The 19,512-nt window shown below is 69.5% G+C and carries 18 protein-coding genes and 1 pseudogene; 9 read left to right on the top strand and 10 right to left on the bottom strand.

The features are described from left to right. The first annotated feature begins 1,205 nt into the window (after positions 1-1,205). Both ACWGSR_RS36780 and ACWGSR_RS36775 read left to right on the top strand, forming a co-directional pair. Positions 1,206-1,790, top strand: coding sequence for a DinB family protein (locus ACWGSR_RS36780; protein ID WP_453573619.1), 585 nt, complete (start codon positions 1,206-1,208; stop codon positions 1,788-1,790). Positions 1,791-2,103: 313 nt separating this feature from the next. Then, positions 2,104-2,229, top strand: a complete 126-nt coding sequence (locus ACWGSR_RS36775; protein ID WP_453573616.1) for a hypothetical protein — start codon at positions 2,104-2,106, stop codon at positions 2,227-2,229. Positions 2,230-2,232: 3 nt separating this feature from the next. Here the strand turns inward: ACWGSR_RS36775 and ACWGSR_RS36770 are convergent, their stop codons facing one another. The 4 genes and pseudogenes from ACWGSR_RS36770 to ACWGSR_RS36755 all read right to left on the bottom strand — a co-directional run. Further along, a complete protein-coding gene (locus tag ACWGSR_RS36770) occupies positions 2,233-3,237 on the bottom strand; it encodes a hypothetical protein (RefSeq protein ID WP_453573614.1) in 1,005 nt (334 codons plus the stop codon). A 189-nt stretch (positions 3,238-3,426) separates the two neighbouring features. Then, positions 3,427-3,879, bottom strand: coding sequence for a hypothetical protein (locus ACWGSR_RS36765; RefSeq protein WP_376245666.1), 453 nt, complete (start codon positions 3,877-3,879; stop codon positions 3,427-3,429). An 89-nt stretch (positions 3,880-3,968) separates the two neighbouring features. Then, on the bottom strand, positions 3,969-4,907 hold the full coding sequence (locus ACWGSR_RS36760) for a hypothetical protein (protein ID WP_453573611.1): 939 nt from the start codon (positions 4,905-4,907) through the stop codon (positions 3,969-3,971). Beyond that, positions 4,907-5,293: pseudogene (locus tag ACWGSR_RS36755) on the bottom strand (hypothetical protein); the annotation flags it as partial. The pseudogene ACWGSR_RS36755 and the gene ACWGSR_RS36760, both read right to left, overlap by 1 nt. 425 nt (positions 5,294-5,718) lie before the next feature. On the opposite strand from ACWGSR_RS36755, the gene ACWGSR_RS36750 reads away from it, so the two are divergent. The 3 genes from ACWGSR_RS36750 to ACWGSR_RS36740 all read left to right on the top strand — a co-directional run bounded on the left by ACWGSR_RS36750 (position 5,719) and on the right by ACWGSR_RS36740 (position 7,386). Continuing rightward, positions 5,719-6,114 (top strand): hypothetical protein, encoded by a 396-nt coding sequence (locus tag ACWGSR_RS36750; RefSeq protein WP_453573609.1) that lies wholly within the window; start codon positions 5,719-5,721, stop codon positions 6,112-6,114. Positions 6,115-6,127: 13 nt separating this feature from the next. Then, positions 6,128-6,307, top strand: coding sequence for a hypothetical protein (locus ACWGSR_RS36745; protein ID WP_453573606.1), 180 nt, complete (start codon positions 6,128-6,130; stop codon positions 6,305-6,307). Positions 6,308-6,912: 605 nt separating this feature from the next. Then, positions 6,913-7,386, top strand: a complete 474-nt coding sequence (locus tag ACWGSR_RS36740) for a hypothetical protein (RefSeq protein WP_453573603.1) — start codon at positions 6,913-6,915, stop codon at positions 7,384-7,386. Between the two features lie 349 nt (positions 7,387-7,735). Here the strand turns inward: ACWGSR_RS36740 and ACWGSR_RS36735 are convergent, their stop codons facing one another. Then, on the bottom strand, positions 7,736-8,041 hold the full coding sequence (locus ACWGSR_RS36735; protein WP_453573600.1) for a hypothetical protein: 306 nt from the start codon (positions 8,039-8,041) through the stop codon (positions 7,736-7,738). A gap of 52 nt (positions 8,042-8,093) precedes the next feature. Next, positions 8,094-9,335, bottom strand: coding sequence for an IS110 family transposase (locus ACWGSR_RS36730; RefSeq protein ID WP_453573597.1), 1,242 nt, complete (start codon positions 9,333-9,335; stop codon positions 8,094-8,096). Positions 9,336-10,234: 899 nt separating this feature from the next. Between ACWGSR_RS36730 and ACWGSR_RS36725 the strand changes: the two genes are divergently transcribed. Continuing rightward, positions 10,235-10,765 (top strand): helix-turn-helix transcriptional regulator, encoded by a 531-nt coding sequence (locus ACWGSR_RS36725; protein ID WP_453573594.1) that lies wholly within the window; start codon positions 10,235-10,237, stop codon positions 10,763-10,765. A 277-nt stretch (positions 10,766-11,042) separates the two neighbouring features. On the opposite strand, the gene ACWGSR_RS36720 is transcribed toward ACWGSR_RS36725, so the two are convergent. Next, complete coding sequence (locus ACWGSR_RS36720; RefSeq protein WP_453573591.1) at positions 11,043-14,039, bottom strand: MFS transporter; 2,997 nt, start codon at positions 14,037-14,039, stop codon at positions 11,043-11,045. 246 nt (positions 14,040-14,285) lie between these two features. Here ACWGSR_RS36720 and ACWGSR_RS36715 point away from each other — a divergent pair, with 246 nt between their 5' ends. Then, positions 14,286-14,414 (top strand): hypothetical protein, encoded by a 129-nt coding sequence (locus tag ACWGSR_RS36715; protein WP_376245686.1) that lies wholly within the window; start codon positions 14,286-14,288, stop codon positions 14,412-14,414. A 158-nt stretch (positions 14,415-14,572) separates the two neighbouring features. Here the strand turns inward: ACWGSR_RS36715 and ACWGSR_RS36710 are convergent, their stop codons facing one another. Further along, positions 14,573-16,252 (bottom strand): hypothetical protein, encoded by a 1,680-nt coding sequence (locus ACWGSR_RS36710; protein ID WP_453573588.1) that lies wholly within the window; start codon positions 16,250-16,252, stop codon positions 14,573-14,575. A gap of 169 nt (positions 16,253-16,421) precedes the next feature. Here ACWGSR_RS36710 and ACWGSR_RS36705 point away from each other — a divergent pair, with 169 nt between their 5' ends. Next, on the top strand, positions 16,422-16,595 hold the full coding sequence (locus ACWGSR_RS36705; RefSeq protein WP_376245691.1) for a hypothetical protein: 174 nt from the start codon (positions 16,422-16,424) through the stop codon (positions 16,593-16,595). Between the two features lie 159 nt (positions 16,596-16,754). Here ACWGSR_RS36705 and ACWGSR_RS36700 read toward each other — a convergent pair whose 3' ends face one another. Together ACWGSR_RS36700 and ACWGSR_RS36695 are read right to left on the bottom strand one after the other, a co-directional pair. Then, positions 16,755-17,759, bottom strand: coding sequence for a hypothetical protein (locus tag ACWGSR_RS36700; RefSeq protein WP_453573583.1), 1,005 nt, complete (start codon positions 17,757-17,759; stop codon positions 16,755-16,757). A gap of 47 nt (positions 17,760-17,806) precedes the next feature. Beyond that, on the bottom strand, positions 17,807-18,883 hold the full coding sequence (locus ACWGSR_RS36695) for a hypothetical protein (protein ID WP_453573580.1): 1,077 nt from the start codon (positions 18,881-18,883) through the stop codon (positions 17,807-17,809). 296 nt (positions 18,884-19,179) lie between these two features. On the opposite strand from ACWGSR_RS36695, the gene ACWGSR_RS36690 reads away from it, so the two are divergent. Next, a complete protein-coding gene (locus tag ACWGSR_RS36690) occupies positions 19,180-19,398 on the top strand; it encodes a hypothetical protein (protein ID WP_376245700.1) in 219 nt (72 codons plus the stop codon). Positions 19,399-19,512 lie beyond the last annotated feature (114 nt).

Below are 19,512 nucleotides of genomic sequence, written 5' to 3'. Positions count from 1 at the left end.
GCGGGTAACCCATCGCTGCGCGATGGGTGAGCGAAGCGCTCGCTGCGCTCCCGCTGCCCTCGCTGCGCGAGGGCTCCCCCTTCGGGGGTTCGGCCTTCCGCTGCGCTCCAGGCTGAAGGTGGGGCGGTCGCTGCGCTCCCTTGGCCCGCGCGCAGCGTGGGCGTTTCCCCTTCGCTGCGCTCCGGGGAAGGGGAAGCCGGCCGCAGCGCGGCCTAGTGACCTTCCTTGCTGGACACCGAAGGTGACGCCCCGTTCGCTGCGCTCCCGGATCGGAGCTGGGGGTGCTGCGCACCCCCAGAGAGCGTGTCCGCTGCGCTCCTCACCCTCTGGGGGCCCTCACGGCTTCGCCTTCAGGGCCCCCTGGGCCCGCTTCGCGGGCCTGGCCGGCTACAGGGACCAGAAGGGTTAGAGGTGGTGGGATTCGTCGTAGAGCCTCCAGTGCCACCAGTGTTCGCCTGGACTCCACGGCCTGCGGTGAGCAAGAGGGTCGGGGAGGGTTCTGCGATACAGCTGATCATCCAGAACTGCTACCAGGGCTGCCAGTTCCCGACGCGGGCGGGGAGAAAGGCGGGCCAGGACCAGCTCGAGAAGATCTCGCGCCATGGCCACATCTTCCTTCAAGCCACACTCGTAACAGCCGCACACAGTCGCGGTCAGATACAGGTAACGGCCCGGACGGGCCAGGAAAGACCGGTAACAGCTCAACGCGGCCCAGGTGTCACCAGGCAACAAGCCTTTGTCAAGGTCACGGAACTCCGCACGATGGACCGCGGCCACCGTGCGACTGGATAGGCCACGGACACGAACCGGCCGAGGCATCGCGGGAGGAACATGCCTCCAAAGGTGCACGACACGATACATGTGACGAGGTGTCGTGTTCAGCGCGCGAAGCACGCCAGGCCGCCTACGCGGCATGAACCTTTCGAACGATCGTCATACGGGGATCATGGCATGGGTTTCGGGTGCCGGCCAAGAGGATTCCCGTGAGGGTTAGTGAGGGCACGTTGGAAGTGATGCAGCATGTAAAAACAGAAAAAACAAAACAGCCACCCAAGAATTAGAGGTTGTCTCACGTGGCAAGTTTCGCGAGCTTCTCGTAGCTGCTCAGGGCGCGGTGGTCATAGCCGGGCCTCGGCTCTGCCAGTCGTTGCGGACCACGTAAGGGATCTTGAGACCACGAGCGGCCCATGGCAGGCTGATGCCGCATGATCGATGAATTCGCGAAGAACAACCTGCACGGGAGACTGCGGCGGGACCGCAAGGCGCTGCTCTGGAAGCTCGAGGGCCTGTCCGAATACGATGTCCGCCGACCTTTGACGGTCACCGGGACCAACCTCCTCGGCCTGGTCAAACACGTGGCCGGCGTCGAGGCCAGGTACTTTGGTGAGGTCTTCGACCGTCCTTCCCCGGAACCGCTGCCCCGGTGGCAGGATCACGACGGCAGCGATCTGTGGGCGGCTGAGGACGAGACCCGCGATCAGATCGTCGATTCCTACCGGCGCGCGTGGGAACACTCGGACGCGACGATCGACGAGCTTCCCCTCGACGCCCCCGGCCACGTGCCGTGGTGGCCGGAGCCTCATTCCCACACGAATCTGTTCGCCATCATGGTCCACGTTCTCGGCGAGACCAACCGGCATGCCGGGCACGCCGACATCCTTCGCGAAAACGTCGATGGCCGAACCGGGATGCGGCCCGAACACGAGATGCAGACCGATGAGGAAGCCCGCGACGCCTACTACGCGAAGATCGAGCAGGCCGCCAGATCGGCCGCATCGATTAAGGCATAGAGGGCTGTGCCGCGCGACTTGACGTTCGAGCGACATGATGGCGGCCGTGAGGGCTGATCTGTCGAAGCGTCTGGTACCTGATGGGCTCTGGTGTCGCGGGTTGGTTCAACTGCTCGAAAATCAGAGGATCTGCGCAGCCGTATCCCAAGCTGGAGTCTTCGCAGGTCGCACGTCCGCGCGCCTCGGATTCTGCGCAGATTCAGTCAGTCAGCACAGCTACGACTCGCTCAGTCGACCTGCAAAACCCCAGCTCAGCAGCCTCATGGCTGCGCAGTTTCACTGACCGTCGACAACGGCCCGGGAGGCGGCGGAGGTGACGGCCCGGACGTTCGAGGCGTACCTTTCGGCGAACCGCATGTGCGAGCTCGGCATGCACCACTTCACGGGCCGTCCCTACCACTCGGTGCTCCCCGAACTGGACCGCGCGACCCGCCGATGAGGCTCATGCCAGCAGGTCGAGCAGAGCCGCACCGTCATCCGTGAGGCACAGGCGGATCTCCCGGCCGTGGCGCAGGCGCCGCAGCAGGCCCGAGCGGGCGAGCCGGTCGCAGTGGTAGGTGGCGGTGCTGACGGTGATGTGGGCGAGACTCGCGGCTTCCGACACGGACGGTCGCCGGCGCGCGTGGCGCAGGAGGGCGGCACGGACCGGTCCCAGTACGAGGTCGAGGCGGTCCTGCGCGGGCGGGGGGTGCGGTTCGGTGGACCGGTGCGCGAGTCGGCCCAGCCCCGGGAGTGGGTAGCCGACCCAGATCAGGTCCGGGTCCTCCGCGCTGTATGTGCAGGCGCCGAACCCGGACACCAGCGGGACGAGGACGAACCGGCGCCGCCCCGGTCCGGTGGCGTGCTGCGGGCACGGGTGCGGCAGGTGGAGCCGGCCGTCGGCGTACCGGACGGGGGCGCCGAGGTCGTTGATGACCGTGTCGAGCGCGCCGGTGACGGAGGCGACCCCGATGCGTTCCACTTCGCGGCCCAGCAGTGCGTCCGCCTGGTGCCACAGCGGGGCGAAGGCGTCCCAGACGGCGCGCGTGAGGGTCCGGTAGGTGTCGAGGAACTCCCCCGGTCGTTCGGCCACGTGCTGCCACGGCGCGGGGACGGCGCTGCCGAACCGGTGCTCCACCTCACCGAGCAGGGTGTCCGGCTCGATGCGGTCCAGCTCGTCGGTGATCGAGGTTGCGGTGCCCGTTCCGCCCCCGGTGCCGACGCCCGACGTCAGGGCGAGCGAATCGGGTGCCCAAGGATGGCTGGAGGTGAGCAGTGCTTGCATGGTCGCCGCGGCCGCGGGAGGTGCCGTGTCGCGGATGACGCGCCGCCACTTTGGTGGCATCCCGTAGGAGGCGTGGCCGAAGGTGTCGGCGATGACGGAGAAGAGCGTCGTGCCTGGGAGCCTGCTGACCGACAGTCGCAGGTCTTCCGTGGGGCCGATGAGCACGGTCGGTTCCTTGGGCATGGCCATCCCCCGGTGGGTCCCCTGGGTGACTGGTCGTTCCCGGTCGGCTGGGAGCCTAGGGGAACGGCTTCTTTCCGGAAGGGCGTTGGCCGGATAGTGGGGGAGAACGACCGGAACCCCCGCCGCGCGGGCGGCGGGGGCAGGGGGTCGGGCCGGTGAGCGGTCGGGCCCGGTGTGCGGTGGGGGTGATCAGCAGGCGTTGACCCAGTCGTGCGACGAGATGTTGTCGTTCAGCGGCTCGCCGCCGCCGTTTCCGTTGTACGGGAAGCGGTCGTAGCGCATGTCCATCAGGTAGCTGCCGTTGCCCAGGCAGTACCAGGCCCCGCTCTGGTCGGTGTGCCAGAAGAGCCGCACGTCTTCGTAGGCGCCGGCGAAGCCGTTGTTGTGCACCGACGACGCCTGGTTGCGCATGTTCCGGTCGGCCCAGTTGTCGCTGTAGTCGGCCCAGGTGGCCTGTCGCCCGCCCTTCCACGAGTGCTCCCACGCGTACAGGTAGCCGTCGGCCGCCGCGGTGGTGGTGCCGGCCGCCACCGCGGTGCCGGCCGTCGGCGCGGTCTCGGCGTGCGCCGCTGCCGGGAACAGGCCGATCGTGGCCGCGGCCAGCGCGGTGGCCATGAGGTGGGTGATGCGGTTCTTGGACATGGACTCTCCTCGTGTGATGTCGGCTGTCGGTGCAGGGGTGAGCGACCCGCGCTGGTGCGCGCGGGGGCCATGGGGTGGCGGACCGCCGGTCAGCGGCCCAGTACGGCACGCGCCCGCGGCAGGGCGGCGGCCCGGAGCCGCTCCACCCGCTCCACGGCGGTGCGGTGCTCACGACGGAGTTCCCGGTCGTGGTGGTGGTCGAGGCGCTGGGCGACGGCCGCCAGGCCGCTGTCGTGTGCGCACTGCGCCTCCCGGACGGCCACGCGCGTCTCACGGGCCCTGTCGGGAGCGCCCTTCCCGCCGAGGAAGGCGTCCCTGGCCTCGCGCGGGGTCCGGTACGGGAAGCCGTGTTCGCGCATGCACGCCGACCAGGCCCGTACGGCTGCGGCGAACTCGGGTTCGGCGGCGACCCGCTGCCGCCTGATGCCGCCCAGGTTGCCGACGAGGGTGTTCGCCGCGTACCAGCCGGCGACGTCTGCGTACAGGGCGCGCCAGGCCGTCACCCGGCAGCCGTTGCCGTTGTGTCCCACGACCGCGCCGCCGGGCAGTTCGGCGCGCAGTTCCTGCCCGTCGGTGGTGCCGTTGAGGGCGGTCACGGCGGCGTGGCGGCGTTCCAGGGGCAGGCCGGCGAGGTGCACCCGGTTCGGGTCCTGGCGGCGGAGCGCCTCGACTCGCGGTTCGAGGACGCTGCCGTAGCCGTACTGCCTGGCCCACTGCGCGTCGTCGACGACGTACGGGAAGTCGCGCGCCTCGGGCAGTGGGTTCTCGGGCTTGGCCCAGTACCGGAACCCGGCCGCCGTCATGCACCGGCGCTGGAGCTCCTGTTCCGCGTCGTGCAGCAGGCTCCGCCCAGCGGCGGTGGTGGCGGCGACGGTCCCCGCTGGTGCCGCGGCTCCGTCCTCGCCCGCCGGTGCCCCGGTGCTTACGTAGCCGGTGACGGCGAGGAGGAGGGCCGTCCCCGCCAGCGCCGTGGTCGTCAGCCGGCGCCGGCCGATCCGGCCCGGCCGTCGGGAGAACGCTCTCCTCATCACTGATGTGCTCCTGACATACGTGGGTCACCAGGGCCCGATGCCTTCCGGCCGCGAACCGGTCGCGGCCTGCCCCAGTACCGAGGAGTCTCGCGGGGCGGCCCGCCGGCCCGACAGCCTTTCGAAGGCTTTCGAAACGTGCCCGCGAACGGCACCGCCGCCGCCCACGCCCGGCCGTGGGGGCGCCCGCTGGCCGTTCGGCCGGGGTTGTTCAGCGCGTCAGTCGCGGTGCGCAGGCCCCGGTCCCGGTCCGCCCGGCAGCGGGCTGCCCGGACCGTCAGGGCCGGGCCGTGGTCGGGCTCCATGGTCGGGCCGACCACGGCGGCCGCGGTGAGCTGCTGGCGCAGGTCCGGGTAGCAGCGCAACCGTACGCCGGGCTGACCGGCATCCTGCGTCGACTGCTCCGCTGCGGCCGTCGCCCACCGGTCGGCGAGCCCGCCGCAAGGGACGCTTCCCCGACCTCACCGACCCATTGCGCGAGGTCCACATGACGCAGGCGTGGCCGGACGCCGGCGTCTTTCTCTCGCCGTGGAGTGCGCCGCACGGAGCCACGGCCACCCCACCGCCCACCTCTCGGTGGGCGCCCTCGCCGTGATCGTCCACGGACTGACCCGCGGGGACCCCGTGCGCGCCGCATCTGGACCCCGAGGGGGCGGGGGCGTGGGGGCCGAGAGGCGGCCACATGCCGCCTGTCCGGCCCGCAGGCGGAGTGTCGTCGGGCGACTGGTTCAAGTTCGCTGGAGGGTGGTCACGCGGTCTGATGGTGCGTGGCGGCTGGCTTCCAGAAATCGAACAGAGGTACGTTTCTGATGTGAGCGACAACGGCACTGCGAAGAAGGACCCGTACGGCTTCCCCGAGGACTTGAAGAGCCTCCAGGCCCGGCTTCATCAAGCCCGCGCCGAGTACCAGGCGCTGTGCCGTGCCCTGCCGTGGTCGGTGGAGCCCCTGCAGGACTGGACCGGCGCTGTGCATCCGCATACCGGGGAGGTGACCGGCGGGCGTGAGGCGTCCCCCGGCTACACCCCGGAGCAGGCCGCCGAGGAAAAGCGACTGTGGGATCTCGTGCGGAAGCTGTCGGTCGCGGTGTCCACGCACCCGTACTGGGCCAAGCCTGAGCGGGGCCCTGAGCTGGTCGAGGCCAGGATGGCGCCGAAGAGCCACGAGGACGTCATGGCCGCTGTGACGGGCGTGGCCGAGGCGGCGTGAGCGGGTGCCTGCCGTGGAGATGCCGATAGCCGACCAACTAGAGAAACAGCGGACGCTGCGGGACGGAGCCGTCATCCAGACAATGGAGCTGTCCGACCAAACCTCCCTTACCTTCAGGGAGACTGTCGTCTCCACTACCAGCAAAGGCGTCAAGCTCACCGCCAAAGTGACCGATGTCGAGGAGCAGGGATAACGACCCCGGCGGCGACACGCACCTCGGCCGCCACTTCCTAAGCTTGTTCTTTATCTTTGGCGGTCTGTAGCTGGGGCGGGCGGTCCCATGAAGGCGTCAAGCTCTTCGATGATCGTGCGGAGTTCGCGGGCACCGCACGGCGCACTTTCACCGCCGCGCGCCCCTGAAAAGTCGGGCCGCGGTCAGGCCTACGCCCGGTCTGGGGCGCAGGACGTGCCTGGGGGGGTCGTCCCGCGCGATGGCACGGGTGTTCGTTCCGCCCGCCGGACCGGATGCCGTCCGGCCCTCTTCGCGGCAGGGGCGTGCACGACTGGCGGTCTCTTTCGGACCGGGGCCGAGACAGAGCGGGGACCGGGACCTGGCAAAACGCACGACGCCGGGTGGGGGTGAAGTTGAGGCGGCCCGGTGGTACTGCGCCCCAGAGCGCATCTGGGCACAGGGCCTGATCCGTGCACGCCATATCGGCACGGGCTGAGCGGACCCTGTCCGCCCCGGCCACTGTCCTCTGACACGCGACCTTGACCGATTGCCGCGTGATCTTGACTGGTGGCAGAGAGGCCTGGCGCGTGGGGCTGTCCGTCCCTGGTCGTGCAAGGATCACTGTCATGGCAGGCGGAGGCGTGTGGGGTACCGGATCGGCGGGCGAGGCGATGGCGGAAGACGACGGCCTGTTGTCATTGCTGGGCCGGACTGTCCTCCGGGAGCCGCTCGGGCAGGTTGTGATCACGACCTTCGTCTGCAGATGGTGCGACTGGGACCAGTTCGAAGTGGCCGGAGACGAGTGCTTCTGCGTGGGCTGCTGTCTGCCGGCCGGCATAGTGGACGGGGAGGTCCATGCAGAGGAATCCGCCTGGGAGCTCGCGCCGTCCGTTTCCCCACTGCCCTGGCCGCGCGAGGACTTCCACGAATCGGCGGACCCGGCATGCCCCGCCGACCACGACGTGTTTCAGATGGCGGTCGCTTTTGCCCTTGCCGCGGACGGCCGGGTCTGCCGCCTGTCGGTCGGCCTGCGCTGTCCGACCGACGGGGCGCTGCGCCTCCATCTCGACAACGTGCACGTGGTGTCGAGCAAGACCTGACGCCAGCCTCGCCCGGCGCGTCGACCCAGGCACGCCTGGTCGGCGTGCCCGGTGCGAACGGCCCGCAATGGCAGTCAAGATCATTTGGCAATCAGTCAAGATCACCTCTCAGAGGACAGCCGCGGCCCCGGCGCCGGGCCTCGTGGAAAGTCCCTCACAGTCACACAGATGCGCTTCCACCTGGGAAAACGGTCTGTGAGGCTCACAGATGGCGCTCACCACGGGCCCTGATGGTGAGCGGGGTCGGCTCTACTCACCACGGAGGGCGGAGCGCCGCCCACCCGGCCCGTGAGCACCTGGCCTCTTCCTCCGACTGTCGCGGAGAAAGACACCTCATGTAGTTAAGCCGTCAAGCGGCAGGGGGTCCGCCGCCCCATCGGCCGCGCAGAACCTCTGCCCAGTCGCCAGCTTCGGGACCCGGATCCTCCCACGGTGGCACCGGATTGGGGGCCGTCTCGATCAGGTGCACGAGCGTCCAGGCGACGCCGTAGCAGTCGTCGGGGCCGAAGCAGGTGGCCAGGGCGGCTGCCTCTTCGGACGTGACGGGGCGGGAGATCGCCGTCAGCTGGCGTTCACGCCGGTCGATGTCTTCCTCGCTCGCGTCCCAGTCGGGAAGCGGTCCGTCGGCAACGAACGTCTGCACTTCGGGTCTCATGACCGAATGATCGTCTCCCCCACCGCCCCGGGACAAGCTGCCCCGTTCTGCTTCACGCGATGGCTGTCCCTACCAGTGGGGGCACTGCCGGGAAAGCGATCGCTTCATCAAACGGGACCCGTGCCAAGAGGCAGTGATGGAGTTGGCCGAGCATGCGGTTGAACAGGTGCCTCAGAGCCTGCATGTGCCAGTCCCCCGTGCTCCGTCGGCGCCGGTAGTGGGCGTCTGCGCCAGCCGAGCCGCCGAGTGAGGCGAAGGCCCAGAGGTGGCCGACGTGGTTGAGCCGGTTGTTCTTGACGAACCGGCGTCCGACGTAGTGGCGCTTGCCGGAGGCGCGGGTGATGGGGGCCGCGCCCGCATATGCCTTCAGTCCTCCGGCGGTGGCGAACCGGGTGCGGTCGTCGCCGATCTCCGCGAGGATCCGTGCGCCGATCTGGGAGCCGATGCCGGGGAAGCTCAGCATGATCGTGGCGTCGGGATGGGCTCGGAAGGCTTCCTCCGTGGCTTCGCCGAGATCGGCGACTGCTTCGCAGGCGGCGTCCAGCTGCAGGAGCAGGGCCGCGGCCTGCTTGCCCATCGCGTCTTCGACCAGCGGGACGTGGTGCGGGGCTTCGCGGCGGAAGAGCTGCTGCAGTCGCTCGGCGTCGGCCTCGATGTTCCTGCGGCGGCCGGCCCGTTTCATCATGGCCGTCAGGCGCCAGAGCGGCAGCTTGGCGGCCAGCGCGGGCGTCGGTGCCACCGCCAGGATCCGGTGGGCGTCCGGGCGGGCCAGACCGCCCTGCTTGTCCTTGAACGCCTCCAGGAACGCCGGAAAGTACTCACGCAGCAGGGAACGAAGCTGGTTGCAGAGCTGCTGCCGGCTCCAGACAGCGTCCTGCTGGGCTCGGGCCAGAACGGCCACGGTTTGGGCCAGTTCGGTGTCGGCGGCCAGCGGCCGGTGCATGGGCATGTCCGTGCGGATGATGTTGGCGAGCACGAGCGCGTCGCCTGGGTCGGACTTCTTGCGGCTCACCCCGTGGCGGTCGCGGTAGCGGGAGGCTGCCATCGGGTTGACCGCGAAGACCTGCTGAGGCCCTTGCCTCAGCGTGGCGACCAGCATGCCGCGGCTGGTCTCGATCGCCACCGGGATCGGCGCCTCGGCGGTGTCCCCGTACTCGGCCAGGAGGTCCAGCAGCAGGCGGTAGCCGTCCAGGTCGTCGCCGATGCGGCACTTGGCCAGCATCTGGCCGGTGTCGTCGATGAGCGCTACGTCGTGGTGTCCCTCCGCCCAGTCGATCCCGCAGAACACGTCCATGGATCCCGCCCCTTCTCCAGTGCCGTTCTCGAACACGAGCACGCGGGGCCGCACGGCGCACTAATTCCAGGGCTCCAAGGCCCGCCACCTCATCAGCCCTGCGCGGCACCGCCAGACCGCACGGGCGCACGCCGTGTCCGGAGCTCAAGGCTCGTGAGGAAGAACGCGTCACCGTGCGGCAGCTCATCCATCGAGGATCCCGAACCCGACGGGCCCGCGGGGGCAGAACGTGCGAGGACCGGCCGGCGCCCAGCGCCACCGGTCTTTTATAAGACCTCACACGGTCGGAGGTGTCGTCGTGGGGAACAGGCCTGCCCACGGGGTCTGATCAGGCATGATGCCCGGACTCGGAAAACGGGGGTTCACACCTCCGGTCACACCTGCGGTGCAACGCCTAGTGCGCCTCTATGTGCAACCCTCCGGGCACCCTCCGGTGCAACCCTCCCGGCTCGGATCCGGGCCGCGGGCGAGGGGGCTTGCCGGGGAGGCTTGCCCGGCCCGTGGGCAAGCCCGGGGCGTCACTGGGCAAGCCTCGGTCAGCAGTGGACACCGCCGGTGGGCAAGCCTGTCAAGCGGCTTGCCCAGGGCCGGACTCCAGGGCGCGGGAGTACCGGTACCCGAAGGCCGGCGGGCGCCCCGGGCCCGTCATCCGGGGTGTCATCGAGGTAGCACAGACCCGTCATCCGGCTGCATCGGATTGTCATCGGATGACAGCTGATGACATCCCGATGACGGCCCGAATGACGGGCCTGATCAGGGAAAACATCGAAAACCCGCGTGGGAGGGAAAAACGGCCCGGACCCGGCTGGGGCGCGGCCCGGCGCTTGCCACGGCACTTACCACCGGACTCACCACGGAGCCCGCCCCGGCGGGCCCGCCGGGGCGGGCAGGATGAGCGCATGAGCACCACTCCCCGCCCCCTGTTGTCCCAGGGCGAGGCCGCGTCGGCGTGCGGGGTCAGCCGTTCCACGATCCGCCGCCGCCGCGAGGCCGGCGAACTGCCCGGATGTGTGCAGGACGAGGAGCGCGGCTGGCTGATCCCCGTCGAGGCGCTCCTGGCGGCGGGCTTCCGACTGGACGCGCCGACCCCGCCCGAGGATGCGGCCTCCGCCGGACCGGCCGCCGAGACCGCGGGGCCGGCGGCGGCCGGGACAGTGGGCGAGGACGTCGCCGTGCTGCGGGCGGAGCTGGAGCGCGAACGCCGCAGGCACGCCGAGGCGCGTCACCGGGCGGCGCTGGCCGCTGCCGAGGCCGGGCACCTGCGCACCCAGCTCGCCGCGAAGGAGACGCACGTCGAGGGCCTGCGGACCGCGCTACGGGACCTGATCTTCGCGACCGAGCGGGCCGCGGTCGAGCAGAACTCCCACCCGGCCGGCAGCAGATTGGCCCGTGTGATGTCCTGGGTTTGGCCCGCCGTGATCATTCAGTAAGCGTCATGGTTGGTCTCCGTGACTCACCTCGTGGCAAGTCCACGAGGTGGGCCGGCGCGCCCTGAATTGCTGCCGCCTCCAACAACTCACGGGCCGAGATGGCCGCCTTGGCAGGCGGCCGAAGCAGGAAACAGGGTGGGTGGTCGCCGCTTGGCCGCGGCGCCCCCCTCCTGCCCTTCCGGCTGCACCCACCCAGACGCTCTCGCAGGAACAGCCGGCTCGCCACGTCCGTCGGCAGCCGCGGCATCCTCCCGAAGAGGGCAGCAGGAGGAATGGGTCAGAGCAGGCCGACCAGGTCGGCGAACCAGAGGCCTGTGGTTGCCAAGGGTGCAGCGTTCACGAACATACCCAGGGGGATTCCCGCGACCGCTCCGACGCGGGCCGTGCGGGTCAGCACGTCGGTGTAGCGGCTCCACTCCTTCCCGGGCATCGCATCACCGCGTTCCCTCACGATCCTGCTGACCAGAACGTAGGTGGCCAGGACGAGGGCGACGAGGGCCAGCAGGACGTAGAGGATGAGGAAGCTGAGATCCGGTTCCGGGCTGGTGTTCAGAGCTTGCCGGAAACCGGAGGCGGCGATAGCCGCCATGCATGCCGGGAGCAAAGCGAACAGCAGATAGAGGACGGACCCGGTGATGTTGAGGAAGAAGTCGACGAAGGCGGGCCATCGCCGCGGCTCGGCTCCCGAGGCTGCGGGAAATACGGCGATGAGGAGGGCCGCGATGGCCGCGCATACCGCTGCGGCGAGGAAGACACCGCCGTACGCCTGGGCGAAGATCTGCTGATCGGTCGCCGCCACGCTGCTGCGCCGATGGTCGGCCATCAGCCAGCCCAGGAGGAGGACGGCGTTCACCACCCCTACGGCTCCTGCTGTGTACGCCGTTGACCAGAGACTCTGAGGGAAGGCCAGCGCGGCCGGTGAGTGCCCCATGCGGATGGCCATGGAGCCGGCGCCGACCATGAGCAGGGGCACCAGAGGATCTGTCCAGGCGACATTCACCGTGCTGGTGTGGGACATCAGCAGCAGTCCGCCGCCCGCGCAGAGCAGGCCGGCGCCATGGGCCAGCCGACGGCCCGGGAGAGTGAGCCCGCGGGCGAGCCGCCCCGCCGCGGGCTGCGGGACGAGGACCGCGCTCATCAGTGCCGCGATGGTGAAGACGTCGAAGCCCAGCGCGTCGTGCAGGCAGAGCACCAGGTAGACGGGGGCGGTGTAAAGGACCTGCGCGTCGAAGATGACCACCAGGCGCTGGGAGACGTTCCCTGAGGACGATGAGGAGGGGCCGTAGCGTTCTTCGTCGGGGGATCCCGGGGCGCCGGCGATCCGGGCGAGGTAGATGCCGATGAGTACCGGGCCGAGGACGAACGGCGAGTGCCAGGGGCGGGTGATGGCCTGTCCGGTGCCGAAGAGGAAGGCAAGCAGGGCTGCAAGATGCAGGGCGGTGGCTTCCAGGTCGTTCCGCGTCGTACGACGCATGGGGATGGTGAACGACCCGATGCCGAAAGTGGTCTGCCCGCGCTGGTAGGGGTCGGTCGGCAGGAAGAAGAAGCCCGCGACGAACAACGCGCCGCCCATCCAGGCAGGTCCGTAAAAGATCCACTGCCAGCCCCAGTGCTGCGCCAGCGCCCCGGCCGCGAGGCCTGATCCCAGGCCTGCGACGGTGAATGCGGTCGCGTAGGAGCTCCATACCTTGCGGCCGAAGGCCTCTCCCTGCCAGACGCCTTCTCCCTCGCCTCTTGTGTCTCTTGCACGGCTGTATGAGGCGGTCTCCAGCAGTGGCAGGAAAGAGGCCAGGAGCAGTCCTTGGCCCAGTCCTTGCAGGACGCGGCCGGCTGCCAGCCAGACCGTTCCCGCTCCCCAGGGGGCCACGGCCAGCACGCACCCCGCGATGAGGGCCAGGGCGCCGAGGCAGAAGAGGCGTTTGCGGGTGGCGCGGGCCTGGGCGGGACGGCTCCACAGCAGTCCGGCGGCGAGCCCGGCCAGGTCACCGGTGATCACCCACTGCATGCCGTTCGGCGTCAGGGCCAGGTCGTTACTGATCTGGGGCAGGGCCAGCAGGGCGCCGCTCGCGCTGAACGAACACAGCACGACGGCGCCGTAGATCACGGCCAGGGTGATCCGCTTCTGCGAAGGTGTCAGAGGCTGGTCGCTGGTCGGCGGCCGCCTCTCGCGGCGCCGGGGCGTGGGGGGTCGCGCAGGGCCGGCCTGGTGTACCGGGGCGTGGGAGGGGACGGCTGCCGGAGGTGGTGTCGGCTCGTTCTGGCTGGTGGGGGGATTGTGGGAGTTGTCGGGGAACAACTCCTGGCGGGGTTGCGGAACGACCTCGCCCTCGATCAGCTTCGCATCCGCGGGGGTGATGAGGCCGATCTCCTTGCGGGCCTCGTCCACCATCGCGCCCCGGTTGTGGTCCAGGCGCTCGCGGGCGATCTCGACCTCGATCTTGGCAGTGTCCTCGACATCGACATCGACGTCGTGTGCGAGGGGCTCAGGTGTCGGCTCCGGTTCCGGGCGGGGCTCGGTCGGCGGTGGTGTGTCCTCGAGCGTGATCGTCTCGGCCGCCTGCTCACGCAGCCGGATGATCTCCTGTTCCTTCTCCAGCAGCAGCCGTGTCGCTTCGTCGGCGACCCTGCGGGCCTCCCGGCCGTCCTCCTCTGCGCGCTTGAGCGTCTCGGCGGTGGCCTGCTCATTGTTCTGGGCACGCTCGAGACGCGTCTGCAGGGCGTTCAGCTCTACCTGGTGGGCGGGTTGGGAGGCCAGCTGGGATTTGAGCTGGTCGCGCTCGCGGGTCAGGGTCTCGATGCGGTTGCGCATCTCGTTGAGCTGGATGTACATCCGGGTGGCGATGGCCTGGGCTTCCAGGCTGGCCTGGTCACTCAGTCGCTGGGCGCGGCGGAGCGTGTCGATCTCGCTCTGGGCACGCGCAAGACCCTTCCTGGCCTTCTGCAGCTCCCCGTAGACGGCGCCGGGGACGATCGCCGGTGTGGGGTCCTGCTCGATTTTCTTGAAGAGGTCCGCGACCTGCGCGAGGCGGGCCTGTTCCATGGCGGCGTCGTCGGTGGTGACGTCGATGACCGCCCTGGCCATGTCCAGGGTCAGGATCCGGCCGGACAGGTGGTCGTACAGTCTGCCCTGAGCGGGAACCCGGGAGGCTTTCCGATCCGTTCCCTCAGCCGGGGGGAAGTGGTCCTCGGTCAGCTCCGCGTGGAGCGCTTTGACGTTCATCCCGGCCTTGTCGAGCCACTGCCGCAGCAGCGTGGCGACCTCGTTGATCTCCACGGTCTCGCCCTGCAGCGGACCCCACGGCCTGCCCACCCTGCCTCGCGGCGGCATACGCCCTCCCCCTGTTTACCCGGAGACAACCCCCGCGTGAGCCGTGTTGCCCCTGGACAACCCCGTCCTCACGGTCGGAAACCGGCCGGACACGCAAAGGTTATTTCACCACCGCACAAAGCGAGTTGGTGAAGCAGGCCCACCCTCGGACCCCACGGACGAGACGGCGGGCCCAAGGCTCCAGGAGGCCCGATGAACCAGCGCAGGACCGGCCGTCCCGGCACGTCCCGCATCAAGATCGCCCTCGCCCTGATCGGCGCGGCCGTCTCCGGCGCCGCCCGCGCCGTGGTCAGCCACCTGCTCAACAAGATCGGCGACTGACCCCGTCTCCCGCCCGGATCGCCGACAACGGCGTACAGCGATCCGGGCCGGACACCCCACCCACACGGCACCCCGGGGACACCGGCCACAGCCCGCAGCGGGAAGGGCGGCCGGGAACTGCGGTGCCGGAAGGGGGACGGGGCCGGGCCGGTGGTGTCTCACAGGAGGCCGATGACATCGGCAAGACCCAGGCCGACGGCAGTACCGAGCAGATAGGTCAGCACAACGCACACGATCCAGGTTCCAAGAATGACCGCAAGGAACTGCACGGTCCGCACGAACGGCTCCTTGCTGAGAATCCACACCAGAACATCCCCGATCACCACAAGGAAGAGGCCCGCTATCACGATCCCTCCGACCTGTGGGTTGGGAGCCGCAGAGTGCGTGATTTTGACAGCAGTCGCGGCAAGTGACGTCACCGAAGCGGAGAGGGCAGCCAGCACCCATACCGTAATAACGAGCCAGCGACGGACCGTACTTTCGAGGAAGGCCTCAGTGCGCTCGTGAGCGGCCAGGAACGCGGCCCGCTCCTCTTCGTCCGCCCCCAAAGCGGTCACCAGGACGAGGAAATCGGACCGGGGAAGAGGGAGTTTCCCGCCGGCAAACCACGCATCGATCTCACCGTGTCGCTCCGCAGCCTCTGCGTCTCCCCAGACAGCCTGCGCCATCCGCTCCCAGGTCCAGACATCACGTCCTGCTCTGGCGCGCAAACGCCGTAGCGATCGACTGAGCTCGCTCAGGGTGTCTGTGTCGGACAGCAAGGAGATAGGAGGTCGCTGCTTGTAGCTGGAGAAGATCCTGGTCAGGACGTTGTCCTTGCGGCCGGCTGCGTTGTCCGGGACAACCGCGACCGACGCCGGGGAGACGTCCTGCGCGGTAACGGGGGCGTCGGTGGCGAGGCGGTGGTCCGCAGCGGCCACGGAAATGGATTCGTCCGTCTCGGAGACTGCCGCAACATGGGCGACGACTGTCCCCTGGACGACAACAGGCCCGGTGGTGTCCGTGGGGCGGTGGTGCAGGCCGAGGTCTTCGCGGAGTTCGTCGAGTTCCTGGTCCTGTTCGGCAAGCTCGGCGGCAGCCTGGTCCAGGGCGTCGGCCATGCGGTCCAAAGGAGGCAGGACCGGTTCGAGGGCTTCCGGAGGAAGAAGGGTGCCGGCGGTGTCCGGTTCGTCGTCCAGGGCGTGGCGGGCCGCAGCCTTGGCCTCCGAGGCCTTCTCCTCGGCCACCACGCGCAGTTCATAGGCGTGGCCGGCCGCGCGGCGGGCGTGGGCGAGCTGGGCGTCGGCCTGCTGGTGGAGTTCCTGGGAGCGTTCCAGGGCGCGCTGGAGCTGTTCGACCTCTGCCCGTGCTTCCTGCCGGGCGCGGTCGCGTTCGGCACGCAGCTGGACGCACTGGTCCTGCAGGACGGACACCATGCCCTCCAACTGCACGCACCGTTTCTCGGACGTGGCCAGACGCCGCATGGCCTCGAGCTGCTGCAGCCGGGCGTCGTCCAGGCGCAGGAGCGCGGTGGTGGCTTCCGAACGCTTCTCGGGGACCCGGGCGGGGAGGGGGCGGCCGGCTTTCAGGTCCTCCTCCGCCTCCTCCGCCGCGCGGCGCAGCGTGTGCCCTTCCTTGCGGAGTGATTCGCGCAGGCGGGGCTCACGGATCAGCTTGTCGACGAGGTCGTCCACGAGCTCCTCGTCAGGAAGGCGGGTTCCGTTGCGCAGCCCGGTCCACGACGTCTTGGAGTAGGGAAACAACTTCTCCAGCTCCCGCACCAGAACCCCGTTGGTGACCTTGCGTACCCACAGGGCCAGGTCGTCAGCCTGCTCCGTACGTCCCTTCAGATCACTCAACGGTCGTGCCATAACCGCGCCTCCCTCACCGCTCCGCCTACGGACAACAGGCGGTTGTCCACGAAAACCGGCCCGCCACCTGCGGTGACACAGCCCGGCCCACCGAACAATCTCACGCCCCGTCACATTGGAGTCACCCAAACGGCCCAAGTTCTCGGAGGTGTCTCCTATGCCGGTTCCCCGCCCGCCCAAGCCCACCCGCAAGACCTGGCCCTACGCCGTCGTCGCCGTCCTCGTCCTCGCCGTCAACGCCGGCTGGCCCGCCGCCGACGTCATCAAGCTCGCCACCGTCCTGCTCGTCCTGATCGCCCTCGTCGTCCGCGCCGGACCCGACGACTCCTGAACCACGACCGATAGCCCTGCCCGTCCCCGGCCCTTCCCATGGCCGAACGGCCCGCACCAGGTGGTGCGGGCCGTTCGGCTGCCGAGAACCTGTCAGTGGCGCAGGCCGTGCTCGGCAAGGACGGTGCCGGGCGTGATCGGCGGTCTGCTGGTGGTGGTGTCAGCAGATGGGAACGTTCCAGTCGGTGTTGGTGGGTGGCTGCTGGCCGGGGGTGTCTCCGTTCATGAAGGTGTTGGCGACGGCGTAGTAGCCCTTCCAGGGGCTGGTGGCGATGCGGTACCACCAGCCGTCGGGATTGGCGGTTTTGATCTCGGGTGCGTGGACGCGGCATTCGACGTCGACCCAGGTGTTCTTGGGGATCCGGGTGCCGGGGCCTTTGGCTCCGTGGGGGTTTTCGAAGGTCGGGGAGCCGTGGCTGCCGCTCTGCTCGCGCACCGTGTGCTTGACCGGCGGAGGCGGAGGTGGGGGCTCGCTCGTTTGGGTGCGGGTCGGGGGCGGCGGGGCTGGAGTGGTCGGCGGCGGAGCCTGGGTGGAAGTAGTCGGCGGCGGTGCGGCAGTAGGGGTGGGGGGCGGCCCGGGTGTGGTGGAGGGGGACGGTTCGGGTGTGGGGTCGGGTGGTGCCGGGGGCAGGGGGTGGAGGTCGAGCAGCCGCTGGGTGGTGCAGACAGGGGTGCGGATCTGTTCGGTGACGGGGATGAGCGCGGAGTAGATGTAGCCCTCCGCGCCGGGTTCGGGGCTGCCTTCGGCCTGGATGACGTAGAACCAGCGCTTATGGGACGCCGGGTAGCCCTTGGGTGCGTAGGAGTCGGTCCAGCACCACATCTGTACGGACGCGCCGTCGGGGAGGTAGGCCACGGCGGATTCGGGACAGTCGTTGGTGCCGTAGGGATTGGGGCCGGGGCAGGGGCGGATCTTGACCGGTGTGCCGGGGGTGTCGGTCTTCACCTTGCTCAGGCCCGTGGTGCGGGTGATCTCCGGGTGGGGCTGCTTGGAGGGGTTGGTGGCCATCTCGACGGTGGCCTTGTCGTTCGTGGTGGGGCCGGGGCGGGCGGCGAGGTAGCCGATGCCGGCGGCGGCGACCACGAGCGCGGTGATCGCCGCCGTCTTGAGCGCGGTCTTGCGCGGGCGGGGCCCGGTGGGACGGGTCTGGGGGTCGGGTGCCACGGAACGCTCCTGATCGTGAGGGCGAAGCGGTACGGACGGCGGCTGGTTCAGCAGGCGGGCAGGGAGTCGCGGCCGGTGTCGACGTACACGGCCGGTGCCCAGGCCTGGACGGGGCTGGTCATCCGGTACCAGATGCCCTGGGGGCCTCGTTCCTTGGCTCCGGCGGGGCCGGGGTAGGCGGTTCCGGCCTCGATGGGTCGGCCGCCGGTGACCTGGCACTGCACGACGAGGGTGTCCCCGCGGTTGAAGGCCCAGGTCTGGCCGGGGTCTTCGCCGTTGCGGTAGGTGGAGGCGACCTTGACGATGTCGGACTGCGATCCGCCGCCTCCGCCGTCGTTGGACCAGGCGAAGGTCGCGTCGACTCCCGAGGAGCCGGGCGGGGAGGTGGTCGTCGGCGTGCTCTGCTCCGTGGCGCCGCCGGTGCTCGGGGAGGCGGAGGAGGTGAGCGGCGCGGAGGGCTGGCCGGTCACGCCGCCCGTGGGCGTGGGGGTGGCGGCCTTGTCGGAGGGCGGCGTGGTGTTGTCGCCGTCGGTGAAGAGCGAGCCCAGCTTCATCGAGCCGAGGACCATCAGGACGAGCACCAGGGCCGCGGCGGTTACCAGGACCGGCTTCGACGGCCGCCGCGGCCGCCCGTCGGGGACGGGGTCCGGGTCCGGGTCCGGGTCCGGTGGTGCAGGCTGGAGAGTGGGTGGATGTTCCCTCTCGTCGGAGCGGGCTTCGGTCCGGTCCGGAACGCTCGCGAGCGGTGCGGCCGGGGCGGAATCACCGTGGGGCCGGGGCGGGAACCGCTCTCCGGGGTCTCCCCCGCACCGGCGGTAGGCGTCCGCCCACTTCTGCACGAGCGCGGTGGTGTTCTCGACGCCGTGGTGTTCGGCGCAGATGCGTACGACGAGTTCGACCTTGTGCCACTCCGGCTGGGTGTCGGGCAGCCGCTTGTCGAGGAGCTGGCTGAAGGTGTTGGTGCTGTCGTAGGAGCGAAGGTGCGGGTGGCGCCTGGCTATGTCCCGGCTTCGCTCGGGAAGTTTGTCGAAGGGGATTCCCGCGGTCTCCCGCAGGGTGCGCAGCGCCTGCCGGTACTCCTTCCAGCCCTGCGCCCGGTCTAACTGCTCCCGCCATGTGGCCATGTACGCCGCCCCTTTCACGACTCGTGCCGAGAGTTAAGCACCTCCGACGGCCAAGATGACCTGGATGTCGCGTTCAGTGGCCTATACGCGGTCATGTCGATCTTGTGCACCTGTCGTGCGCATGCGCCGCTGACCTCGGTGAACGTCATTCACGAGAGCGCAGAAAAATACCGGAACGATCTTCGCTGGAAGACGTCCCGGCCGGCGCTGTCTCCTCGAATCAAGCCGCTCCGCACAGCCACCCGCATCCAACCGTCCGGATGCGGGGGCAGGGGACCAGAGAGGAAACGCCGCCGATGTCCACGAACTCGTCCACCCGGGAACCGACGAAGACCGAGAAGGTCATGGCGATCGTCATCGCCGTCCTGTCGGGCGTCATCGCCGCCCTCGTCGCCTACATGATCACCCGTCACCTCGGCGGCACCCCGCTCGTGGGCGTGGGCTGCTCCGGCGTCAGCTTCGGCGCGGCCCTGGGCATCGTCAAGAGCATCGAGGAGAAGCTCGGCCTGCTGTAACCGCCTGCCCTCCCAGGGCACCCGCCTGTACGTCGAGTGGCCCCCACCGGACGGTGGGGGCCACACCTGAGTCTTAAAAACAAATCCGATCCCACGAGAAAACTAAGAATAGAG

The organism is Streptomyces sp. NPDC055632 (genome assembly GCF_053618675.1).
Note: the sequence above shows the minus strand (reverse complement) of the source record. Positions and strands in the feature narration are given on the sequence as shown.

Bases quoted from the DNA above. Each gene is read 5' to 3' on its own strand.
- ACWGSR_RS36780 (WP_453573619.1), top strand. From the start codon at position 1,206: ATGATCGATGAATTCGCGAAGAACAACCTGCACGGGAGACTGCGGCGG.
- ACWGSR_RS36770 (WP_453573614.1), bottom strand. From the start codon at position 3,237: ATGCCCAAGGAACCGACCGTGCTCATCGGCCCCACGGAAGACCTGCGA.
- ACWGSR_RS36765 (WP_376245666.1), bottom strand. From the start codon at position 3,879: ATGTCCAAGAACCGCATCACCCACCTCATGGCCACCGCGCTGGCCGCG.
- ACWGSR_RS36760 (WP_453573611.1), bottom strand. From the start codon at position 4,907: ATGAGGAGAGCGTTCTCCCGACGGCCGGGCCGGATCGGCCGGCGCCGG.
- ACWGSR_RS36740 (WP_453573603.1), top strand. From the start codon at position 6,913: ATGGCAGGCGGAGGCGTGTGGGGTACCGGATCGGCGGGCGAGGCGATG.
- ACWGSR_RS36735 (WP_453573600.1), bottom strand. From the start codon at position 8,041: ATGAGACCCGAAGTGCAGACGTTCGTTGCCGACGGACCGCTTCCCGAC.
- ACWGSR_RS36730 (WP_453573597.1), bottom strand. From the start codon at position 9,335: ATGGACGTGTTCTGCGGGATCGACTGGGCGGAGGGACACCACGACGTA.
- ACWGSR_RS36725 (WP_453573594.1), top strand. From the start codon at position 10,235: ATGAGCACCACTCCCCGCCCCCTGTTGTCCCAGGGCGAGGCCGCGTCG.
- ACWGSR_RS36715 (WP_376245686.1), top strand. From the start codon at position 14,286: ATGAACCAGCGCAGGACCGGCCGTCCCGGCACGTCCCGCATCAAGATC.
- ACWGSR_RS36705 (WP_376245691.1), top strand. From the start codon at position 16,422: ATGCCGGTTCCCCGCCCGCCCAAGCCCACCCGCAAGACCTGGCCCTAC.
- ACWGSR_RS36695 (WP_453573580.1), bottom strand. From the start codon at position 18,883: ATGGCCACATGGCGGGAGCAGTTAGACCGGGCGCAGGGCTGGAAGGAG.
- ACWGSR_RS36690 (WP_376245700.1), top strand. From the start codon at position 19,180: ATGTCCACGAACTCGTCCACCCGGGAACCGACGAAGACCGAGAAGGTC.